Here is a 10,384-nt window from a genome sequence, read left to right on the forward strand (position 1 = left end):
ATTTGATCAGGTCACTTCATGAATAAGCCAGCCGTTGTTTTCTTGGGTTTTGTTGTCGCCGTCGGCGCCGTCAGTGCGGGCGGTGCCTGGTACACCGGTAAACAACTGGAGCCGGTCCTGCAAACCGCTATCCAGAGCGCCAATAAAGAACTGCAGACCTCCATGGCCGGCGTCGATGGTAGCGTGACCCTGGAGCTGGTGTCTCTGGACCGTGGCGTGTTCAGCAGCACCGCGCACTATCGCCTCAAGGGCCAAGGCAGCGTGTTCGGCGAAGACAACCCGAACCCCGAATTGCTGTTCGTCGACCATATCGAACACGGCCCGCTGCCGTTCTCGCGGCTGGTGACCCTCAAGTGGTTGCCGGTCATGGCCACCAGTCACTACGAACTGGAAAAGAACCCCACCACCGAAAAATGGTTCGCCGCCAGCAAAGACGTGTCGCCGCTCAAAGGCGTGGCGAATATCGGCTACAGCCGTTCGGTCAGCGGCAACATCGAGTTGCTGCCGCTGGAATTCAAGGATGACACCTCCTCGGTGAGCTTCTCCGGCGCCAACCTGGAATTCGACAGCAGCGCCGAAGGCCAGAAGGTCAAGGCTGATGGGTTCATGAACAGCCTCAAGGTCGCGGCGATCGATGCCAATGGCGCACCGTTCGAAGCGGAACTGGCTGGCCTGACCGTCGCCAGCAACCTGGAAAAGTCCACCTTTGGCTTCTACACCGGCCAGAACACTGTGGAGCTGACCGACACCAAGGTCACCTTCGGCCCGCAGAAAGCCGTGCTGACCCTCAAGGGCTTCGAGCAGAAAGATTCTACCCAGGCCAAGGACAACAACCTGGCCGGTCGCGTCGACTACAAAATCGACGAGATCGGTTACCAGGGCAAGCCGGTCGGCTCGGCGGCCATGGCCGTGAGCATGAAGAACGTCGACATCCCGGCGATGCTGGTGCTGACCAAGCTCTACCAGGACAAAATGCAACCGGTGCAAGCCGCTGCCGCTGCCGGCCAACCGGTACCGGAACTGCAATTGACCGAAGCCGAGCAGGCCCTGGCCGAAGCCAACGTCAACCAGGTATTGGCTGCCAAGCCGCAACTGGCGGTGGAAAACCTGTCGCTGAAAACCACCCACGGCGAAAGCAAGTTCAACCTGGTGGTCGACCTGGCCAAGCCAACGTCTATGGAGCTGCCGCCGGTTGAGCTGGGCAAGCAGATGATTGCGCTGCTCGATGCCAACCTGACCCTGTCCAAGCCGATGATCAGCGACGTGGCCGCCCTGCAAGCCCAGGTCGGCGGCGTGACTGACCCCAAAGCCATCGAGCAGCAATCGCAGATGGCGGCCGAGATGGTCAGCGGCATGGCCGTCGGCACCCAAATGGCAACCCTGGTGGGCACCGATGTGGTTTCCAAGCTGCACTACGCCAATAACGAAGTGACTTTCAACGGCCAGAAAATGACCGTTGAGCAGTTCCTCAGTTTTGTGATGTCCAAGGCCGGTGCGGTCAGCGGCGCCCAGTAAGCGCTGAAAATGCAGTAAAAAATGTGGGAGCAGGCTTGTGTGGGAGCTGGCTTGCCTGCGATAGCATCGCCCCGGTCTGGCTGAACGACCGCGGTGCCTGCATCGCGGGCAAGCCCGGTTCCCACACAAACCCGGCTCCCACATTCGTTTTGTGTGAGGGCAAAAAATCGCGCTCGCACAATTCTGAACAATTGTTCTGAATTGCACTTCCCCCTACTTCGCTAAGAGATAGTTCCTACAGGAAAGCTAGGTCGGGTCCCGAGACGCCGACACCCTGATGCGTTTCGCTCAGGATCACCTATCGTTAAGGCTTTCCGTGTGTAAGGAAGCTCACGATATGCTGCGAAACCACCCCTACAGTGCCTCCGGCCGGTTGCGTCTGCTTATCGGGGCCGCCCTGTGCAGCCAGTTGCTGGTTCCAGGCCTTGCGTTTGCCGACCCAGCCTACGACGCCCTGATCATCCAGGCCCGCAACGGCCACTTCACGCCGGCGCTGACCCAACTGCGCCAACTCTCCGCCGAACGCCAGACCCCAGGCCAGGTCAGCGACCACCTGGTGATCGCCGGCTGGGCCGGGCAAGACGCAGAAGTGCTTAAGGTGTACGAAGCGCAAGGCAAGCATCGCAACCTCACCACCCAGGCACTCGCCACGGTGGCGCGCACTTATCGCAATCAAAAGCAGTGGGCTGAGGCCGAAGCGGTCTATCGCCAGGCGTTGCTGCGTGAACCCCATAACGTCGACCTGCAACTGGGCCAGGCCCTCACCCAGGCCGATGGCGGCAAAGCCAACGAGGCGGTGCAACGCCTGCGCACGCTGGTGGCGGCCCAACCCAATGACCCCAACCGCCGCATGGCCCTGGGGTATGCGCTGACACGTGCCGGTTTGAACTACGACGCGCTATTCGAATTCGACCAAGCCTTTATCCGCGCCGGTGACAAGCCCGAAGTGGCCCGTGAATACATCGTTGCCCTGCAAAAGGCGCGGCTGCCGGAGCCGGCACTGCGCCTCTCGGCCAAGCGCCCGGGGTTGGTGGACGCCGTCACCCAGCGCCGCCTCGAAGGCGACCTTGCCGCCGAGCGTGTGCGCATGGCCGAGTTCGCCACGCGTACAGAAAAAGAACGCTACGTCATCGCAGACCGTGCCCTGCAGGACTACGACAAACTGATCAGCCGCTGGGCTCCCGACGCCACAGCCAAGGACGATGTCATCCGCTGGCGCATCGACCGCCTGGGTGCGCTCAAGGCGCGAGCGCGGCATGCCGAGGTGATCCGCGATTACCAAACCCTCACCAGCGAAGGCGTGCAACTGCCCACCTACGCGTTGCGTTGGGTCGCTGGCTCTTACCTGGAACAGCGCCAGCCGGAAAAGGCCGAGCCGTTGTACCGCCAGGTACTCACCGCCCCTGACACCGACGCCAGCTATCGGGTCGATGACAGCACGGCGCTGTTCTACGCCTTGTTGGAAAGCGACAAGGTCGAAGAGGCCCGCCAGGTCGCCAACAACCTGGCCAAGGAGCAAAACCCCCGCGTTGAGCTCAAGGGCTTGCCCATTGGTAACCCCAATGACAACTGGATGGACGCCCAACAATTATCCGCCCAGGCCGGTACCTATGGCGGTGACCTGCCCGGTAGCGAGGCCAGCCTGGAAGCCCTGGTGGCCAAGGCACCGGGCAACGTGGGTCTGCGCCTGGCCCAGGCCGACATGTACCGCGCCCGCGACTGGCCGCGCCGCGCCGAAGGCACGCTCAAGGAAACCGAAACCCAGGCCCCCCGCGACATCGGCCTGGAAGTCTCCCAAGCCTATACCGCCATGGACTTGCAAGAATGGCGGCAGATGGACGCGCTCACCGACGACGTGCTCGCCCGCAACCCGGACAACCGTCAGGTGCAGCGCCTGAGCCGCCTGCGCGATGTGCACGACATGGCCGAGCTGCGTGTCGAAGCCTACACCGGCAAAAGCTACGGTGGCGGCAATAACAACGACGCCGGTGCCGTCTCCGGCAGCCGAGACTGGGGCATTGAAAGCGTGATCTACACGCCGCCCATCGACGAAGACTGGCGCCTGTTCGCCGGTGCCGGCTATGCCACCGCCGACTTCCAGGAAGGCACTGGCCAACATCGCTGGCAGCGCGTGGGCGTGGAGCGTCGCACCCGTGACATGACCATCGAAGCCGAAGTGTCCAACCATTCCTATGGCGACGGTTCCAAGCAAGGCGCCAGCGTGTCGATTGCCCGCGACATCAACGACCACTGGCAATACGGCGGCAGCCTCGGCTATTTGCTCAGCACCACGCCGTTGCGGGCCCTGAATGACGGCGTCACAGCCAACGGCGGCAGCGGTTTTATCCGCTGGCGCGCCAACGAAAGCCGCGAGTGGAAACTGACCCTCAGCCCGTCCCATTTCAGCGACGGCAACGATCGCTTCGAAGCCTTGCTCACCGGCCGCGAAGGCCTATACAGCTCGCCCCATGTGCAAGTGGACCTGGGCCTGGAAGTGGGCGCCAGCCGCAACAGCAAGGAAGACACCGTGTACTTCAACCCGAAGTCGGACTTCACGGTGTTGCCCATGATCAACGTCAATCACGTGCTCTATCACCGCTACGAAACCCAGTGGAGTCAGCAGTTCCAAATCGGCGCGGGTACCTACAGCCAGCGTGACTACTCCACCGGCGGTATCGGCCTGATTGGCTACGGCCAACGCTATCGCTGGAACGACGTACTGGAAATGGGCGCCAACCTCAGCCTGATCAGCCGACCTTATGACGGTGATCGCGAACGCGATCTGCGCCTGCTCGTCGACCTCACTTACCGTTTCTAAAAGAGCCTGACCATGACCGTCCTCAGCCGTTGCTTGTTGGTCCTGGGTGTAATGCTGGCCGCCGCCTGCGCCCAACAACCCGCGCCCTACACTCCACCCGCCGAACGGCCGATAGCGCCCAACGAAGCGCCGTGGCCGAAGAACCACTTCCTGGGCATTGCCTATCACGACGTAGAGGATCGCGACCCCGATCAAGCCGTGGTGGCGGTGCGCACCGAGCGTTTGATCGAGCAGCTGGCGTGGCTGCGGGAGAATGGCTACCAGGCGGTCAGCGTCGATCAGATCCTGGCGGCCCGGCGCGGCGGCCCGGCATTGCCACCCAAGGCGGTGATGCTCAGCTTCGATGACGGTTATTCCAGCTTCTACACCCGCGTGATGCCGATTCTGCGTGCTTATCACTGGCCGGCTCTGTTGGCCCCGGTGGGCTCCTGGATCGACACGCCGTTGAACCAACCGGTGGATTTTGCCGGTACACCACGGCCACGCGGGGAATTCCTGACGTGGCAGCAGATTCGTGAAGTGTCCCAGTCTGGCCTGGTGGAAATCGCCGCTCACACCGACGCCAATCACAAGGGCATCCTGGCCAACCCCCAGGGCAACCTGGAACCGGCCGCCACCACGCGAAGTTTTGATCCCAAGACCAACGGCTACGAAAGCGAAGCGCAGTTCCAGGCGCGTATGCGGGCTGACGTCGCCGCGATTTCGAACAAAATCCGTACCGTCACCGGCAAGGCGCCGCGTGTGTGGGTGTGGCCGTATGGGGCGGCCGATGGCACCTCGTTGGCGGTAGTCGGCGAGCACGGCTACGAGATGGCGCTGACCCTGGAAGACGGGCTCGACGACCTCGGCAACCTGATGAACAGCCCGCGCTTTCTGGTGGCCTCCGACCCGGACGGTGAACACTTTGCCAACAGCATGGTGACCGTGCAGACCAAAGCGCCGATGCGCGTGCTGCACGTAGACCTGGACAACGTGTACGACCCCGACCCGGCCCAACAGGCGCGCAACCTCGACGTGCTGGTTCAGCGCGTGGTGGACATGGGCGCCGGCACCGTCTTCCTGCAAGCCTTTGCCGACCCCAAGGGCGACGGCCTGGTGCATTCGCTGTACTTCCCCAACCGCCATCTGCCGATGCGTGCCGACCTGTTCAACCGGGTCGCCTGGCAGTTGCACACCCGCGCCCATGCCAGTGTGTACGCCTGGATGCCGGTGCTGAGTTTTGCCCTCGACCCCAAGCTGCCGCGTGTCACCCGCTGGGACCCGAAAACCGGCCAAGTCGGCCCCGACCCGGATCAATACAAACGCCTGTCGCCGTTTGATCCCAAGGTGCGGCAGGTCATCGGTGAGATCTACCAAGACCTGGCGCGTGTAGGGCCGATTGACGGCATCCTCTACCACGATGATGCGGTGTTCAACGACTTCGAAGACGCCAGCCCCGCAGCGCTCAAGGCCTACGCGGCCCAAGGTTTGCCGGACAGCATCGCGGCCCTGCGTGCCGACCCTGCCGTGATGCAGCGCTGGACCCGTTTCAAAAGCCGTTACCTGATCGACTTCACCCATGAGCTCACCGCCAAGGTCCGCGCTATCCGTGGGCCGCAGGTACTCACCGCGCGCAATATCTTCGCCGAGCCGATGCTCAACCCTGGCAGCGAAACCTGGTTCGCGCAGAACCTCGATGATTTCCTCCAGGCCTACGACTGGACCGCGCCGATGGCCATGCCGTTGATGGAAGGCCAGGAAGTGAAAGCCTCCAACGCCTGGCTGGAAAAACTCATCGCCACGGTCAAGACGCGCCCCGGCGCGATGCAAAAAACCATCTTCGAATTGCAAGCCAAAGACTGGCGCACCCAGGCCGCACCGGATATCAGCGCTGAGCAATTGGCAGAGTGGATGGGTGTACTCAAACGCCAGGGCGTCACCAGTTTCGGCTACTACCCGGACAACTTCCTGGAAAACTCCCCGGACTTGAAGACCATCCGTCCGGCCCTCTCCAACCAATGGAACCCTTGATCATGGTTGACAGAATCCTGGCTCTATTCGTGTTGGCACTGGTACTGGGCTTGCCCCTGGGCCTGATATTCCTGGTGACCGGGCAGTTCCTGATGGACTTCGTGTTCTTCTACCCGCTGTTCATGTCGGCGCTGTGGATCGCCGGTGGCCTGTATTTCTGGCTGCACTGGGAACGCCACTGGCCGTGGGAAGAAGACACGCCGGCGCCGACCCTGGCCGGCGAGCCGCTGATCTCGATCATCATCCCTTGCTACAACGAGGGCGATAACGTCGCCGACACCATTGATGCGGCCCTCGGCCAGGTGTACCCGAACATCGAAGTGATCGCGGTCAACGATGGCTCCAGCGACAACACCGCCGCAGTACTCGATGCCCTTGCGTTGCAACACCCGCGCCTGCGCGTGCTGCACCTGGCGCAGAACCAGGGCAAAGCCGTGGCCCTGCGCATGGGCGCCGTGGCCGCCCGCAGCGAATACCTGGTGTGTATCGACGGCGATGCCTTGCTCGACAAAAACGCGGCCGCCTACATGGTCGCGCCGATGCTCGACAACCCGCGCCTGGGCGCCGTCACCGGCAACCCGCGCATTCGTACCCGCTCGACCCTGATCGGCCGAGTGCAGGTCGGCGAGTTCTCCTCGATCATCGGTTTGATCAAGCGTACCCAGCGGGTATTCGGCCGGATCTTCACGGTCTCCGGTGTGGTGGTGGCGTTCCGCAAGAAAGCCCTGGACCGCATCGACTACTGGAGCACCGACATGATCACCGAGGACATCGATGTCAGTTGGAAGCTGCAACTCGATCACTGGGCGATCTTCTACGAGCCGCGCGCGCTGTGCTGGATCCTCATGCCCGAAACCGTCGGCGGCCTGTGGAAACAACGCCTGCGCTGGGCCCAGGGCGGCGCCGAAGTGCTGTTCAAGAACATCCGTGGCATCTGGCAATGGCGCCACCGCTACCTGTGGCCGCTGCTGTTCGAGTACTGCCTGTCCACCGGCTGGGCCTTCACCTTCCTGCTGTCGGTGGTCTTCTGGGCCGTGGGTAAATTCGTCACGCTACCGGCGGCGATCACCGTGAGCTCTTTGGTGCCGCCCGCGTTCACCGGGCTGGTGCTCGCCATGGTGTGCCTGTTGCAGTTTGCGGTGAGCATCCTGATCGACCGGCGCTACGAAAAAGACCTGTGGAAAACCCTGTTCTGGACCGTGTGGTACCCGATGGTGTTCTGGCTGGTCAGCCTGCTCACCACGCTGGTCAGCTTTCCCAAGGTGTTGTTCAACCAGCATCAGAAACGCGCACGCTGGGTCAGCCCGGACCGCGGTATCAAACCTGCACAAGAGGAGGCGTGATCATGAAACTGGTCAGAACTCGCCAAAACACACTGATGTGGATCGTCGATGTGCTGCTGACCCTGCTGGCCTGGGGTGGGTTGATCTGGTTGCTGGCGCGAGGCATCAGCGCCATGCTTGAAACCCATGGCGGCCCGCGCATCGAGGCGCCTATCTTTGCTGCGCTCAACACCTTGCAGGTTTACCTGTGGATCGCGCTGTTCAATGCGGTGATCCTGATCAGTTGGGCACGTTATCAGCAGCATCGCGGGCGCAAATTCGCCCAGCGCCGCGCCGAGGCCAATGCGCTGAGCGACCAGCACCTGAGTGAAAGTTTCAACTTGGGCGATGGCGACCTCGAACAACTGCGCCGCCCCGGCGTGCTGGTGATCCACAACGACGAAGAAGGCGGCGTCGAAGAAGTGAAATCCCATGTCTCCCGCGACGTCGAACGCCCCGGCCTGACCCTGGTACCCGACAAAGACAAGGGCATTGGCTAGACCTAAGCGAACGCAATGCCCAAAGCAATGAAGACCCAATGTGGGAGCTGGCTTGCCTGCGAAAGCGATAGTGCAGTAACAGTTGCAGTGACTGACACACCGCCTTCGCGGGCAAGCCCGCTCCCACAGGTAGTATTTCCACCCATGGGTTGCAGTGGTTCACTCCTCTTGTTGGAATTCCGATAAATGGGATCCAATTCACAAAACCCCCGCGAACTTTTCCCCCTTCTCCGGTACTAACCTAACTCGACGAACACCTGATGGCTAAATAATGGCAGTCGGAAAGTCATTCGTCGAATCGCCATCAAAACAGTTGCCGCTTGTCGGAATAATCACCGTAGGTGCCCGACTTAAACTCTTTTGATGAAAAATTATTATTAATAATCAACAGGTTAGAAAACTAATCAGTCGAGCGGCCCCACTTCGCCCGTTTCTAGGCGAGCTGGAAGTTCGATGTTAGTTTCGCGGCCCTTGATTTTCGATGGATCGAACATGTCTTCGTTATTGCCACGGACCCGGTTACTGCTCTGCACTTTCCTGCTCACTTGCATGGGCCTGAACAGTGCATCCGCCGCCCCCACGCCTGGCGATCAGGACTTGATCCGCGACCGGCAGAACCGCCTGCTCGAAGAGCAGCAGCGGCGCCTCCAGGAGCTTCAGGACCTGCCCGGCAAAGCGGACAAGCCCCAAGCCCCGGCAACCCCGGCCGACACCCGTTGCTTCCCGATCAAAACCATCGAACTCAAAGGCGCCGACAGCCTGCCGGCGCCCGACCGCGAGCGCTTGCTCAAGCCCTACATCGGCCAGTGCCTGGGCGTGTCCCAGCTTAACGAGTTGCTCAAGGTCATCACCGACTACTACTTGGGCAAAGGTCGCGTCACCAGCCGTGCCTACCTGCCGCAGCAAGACCTCTCCACCGGCCATCTGCAAGTGCTGGTGGTGGAAGGCAAGCTCGAAGCCCTGCGCAGCGCCGAAGGCGGCACGGTGACCGACCGCGAACTGGCCATGGCCTTTCCCGGCAAAGTCGGCGAAGCGCTGAACCTGCGCGAAATCGAGCAACTGGTGGACCAGCTCAACCGCCTGCCGTCCAAACAAGCGCAGATGGAACTCACCCCCGGCCAGCAAATCGGCGGCAGCGACGTGGTGGTCAAGAACACCGCGCAAAAGCCCTGGCGCGCCAGCCTGTCGCGCAACAACGACGGGCAGAAAAGCACTGGCGAACAGCAATGGGGCGCTGGCCTTGAGTGGGACAGCCCGCTGGGCCTGGGTGACCAACTGATGCTGCGCGGCGGCCACGACGCCATCAGCGACCACCAGAAAACCTCGAAAAACACCATGCTCTACTACAACCTGCCCTGGGGCTGGTGGAACTTCAGCTACACCTACAGCGAAAGCGACTACCGCACCTACGGCGTCACCGACGGCTTCAAATACAAGCAGGACGGCGACAACCAGAACCACCAACTGCGCGCCGAGCGGGTGATCCATCGCGACGACGTCAGCAAGACCTCGGTCAACGTCGGCCTGGCGCACCTGCGCACCAACAACTACATCCTCGACGTGCGCACCGCGCCCAGCAGCAACCGCCTCAGCGAACTGCAACTGGGCGTCAACCACGGTCGGCGCATCGGCAGTGCCTTCGTCAACCTGGACCTGGGCATGCAAAGCGGCATCGGCCTGCTCGACGCCCAGGCCCAGGACGAGCGTGACCCAGCAGGCCGTCGCCAGCCGAACTCGCGCTACCGCAAATACACCGCCACCGTCAGCTACCTGCAACCTTTCAGCCTGTGGGGCGAGTCGTTCAGCTTCAGCAGTTTGGCCACCGGCCAACGTAGCGAAGACCCGCTGTTTTCGCCGCAGCGCATGAGCCTCGGCGGCTCGGCCTCGGTGCGCGGTTTCAAGGACCAGTTGCTGACCGGCGACAGCGGCGGCTACTGGCGCAACGAAGTGCGCTGGGCGCGCCCGGTGACCCTCGACTGGATGCGCCCGGCCTTCGCCGAGTACGGCGCCAGTGTCGGCTACGACCAAGGCGTGATCCGCAACGACCGCTACAACGACAACGTTCATGGCCGGGTGTCCAGTAACTCCCTGGAGCTGTTCGCCCGTGGCAAACACGTCAGCACCAGCGTGACCTTTGCCCATTCGTTAGAAAGACCCGGTGTGGTGACCGAGCGCGAAGCGCCGATCTACTTCCGCATGGATTTTTTCCTGTAATTCAA

The 10,384-nt window shown here is 62.0% G+C and carries 6 protein-coding genes; all 6 read left to right on the plus strand.

Annotation, left to right across the window (positions count from 1 at the left end; all coding sequences use genetic code 11):
- Nucleotides 1–18 precede the first annotated feature (18 nt).
- The 6 genes from BT199_RS25900 to BT199_RS25925 all read left to right on the plus strand — a co-directional run bounded on the left by BT199_RS25900 (nt 19) and on the right by BT199_RS25925 (nt 10,379).
- Entirely contained in the window at nt 19–1,515 is a 1,497-nt protein-coding gene (locus tag BT199_RS25900; RefSeq protein ID WP_020302878.1) for a YdgA family protein, read from the plus strand.
- 337 nt (nt 1,516–1,852) lie between these two features.
- Nucleotides 1,853–4,333, plus strand: a complete 2,481-nt coding sequence (pgaA, locus tag BT199_RS25905; protein WP_072435745.1) for a poly-beta-1,6 N-acetyl-D-glucosamine export porin PgaA — start codon at nt 1,853–1,855, stop codon at nt 4,331–4,333.
- 12 nt (nt 4,334–4,345) lie between these two features.
- The gene (pgaB, locus tag BT199_RS25910) at nt 4,346–6,343 is read left to right on the plus strand and encodes a poly-beta-1,6-N-acetyl-D-glucosamine N-deacetylase PgaB (RefSeq protein WP_072435746.1); all 1,998 of its coding nucleotides are present in this window, start codon (nt 4,346–4,348) and stop codon (nt 6,341–6,343) included.
- Between the two features lie 2 nt (nt 6,344–6,345).
- On the plus strand, nt 6,346–7,686 hold the full coding sequence (gene pgaC, locus BT199_RS25915; protein WP_020302876.1) for a poly-beta-1,6-N-acetyl-D-glucosamine synthase: 1,341 nt from the start codon (nt 6,346–6,348) through the stop codon (nt 7,684–7,686).
- 2 nt (nt 7,687–7,688) lie between these two features.
- Nucleotides 7,689–8,165 carry a poly-beta-1,6-N-acetyl-D-glucosamine biosynthesis protein PgaD gene (pgaD, locus tag BT199_RS25920; RefSeq protein WP_003187480.1) on the plus strand — a complete coding sequence of 159 codons (477 nt, stop codon included), beginning with the start codon at nt 7,689–7,691 and terminating at the stop codon, nt 8,163–8,165.
- 492 nt (nt 8,166–8,657) lie between these two features.
- Nucleotides 8,658–10,379, plus strand: coding sequence for a ShlB/FhaC/HecB family hemolysin secretion/activation protein (locus BT199_RS25925; protein WP_072435747.1), 1,722 nt, complete (start codon nt 8,658–8,660; stop codon nt 10,377–10,379).
- Nucleotides 10,380–10,384 lie beyond the last annotated feature (5 nt).

This window comes from Pseudomonas sp. NFR02, assembly GCF_900119375.1.
GTDB classification, from domain to species: domain Bacteria; phylum Pseudomonadota; class Gammaproteobacteria; order Pseudomonadales; family Pseudomonadaceae; genus Aquipseudomonas; species Aquipseudomonas paracarnis.

Coding starts and splice junctions, on each gene's coding strand:
- BT199_RS25925 (WP_072435747.1), top strand. CDS start 8,658: ATGTCTTCGTTATTGCCACGGACCCGGTTACTGCTCTGCACTTTCCTG.
- pgaC (WP_020302876.1), top strand. CDS start 6,346: ATGGTTGACAGAATCCTGGCTCTATTCGTGTTGGCACTGGTACTGGGC.
- pgaA (WP_072435745.1), top strand. CDS start 1,853: ATGCTGCGAAACCACCCCTACAGTGCCTCCGGCCGGTTGCGTCTGCTT.
- pgaB (WP_072435746.1), top strand. CDS start 4,346: ATGACCGTCCTCAGCCGTTGCTTGTTGGTCCTGGGTGTAATGCTGGCC.
- BT199_RS25900 (WP_020302878.1), top strand. CDS start 19: ATGAATAAGCCAGCCGTTGTTTTCTTGGGTTTTGTTGTCGCCGTCGGC.
- pgaD (WP_003187480.1), top strand. CDS start 7,689: ATGAAACTGGTCAGAACTCGCCAAAACACACTGATGTGGATCGTCGAT.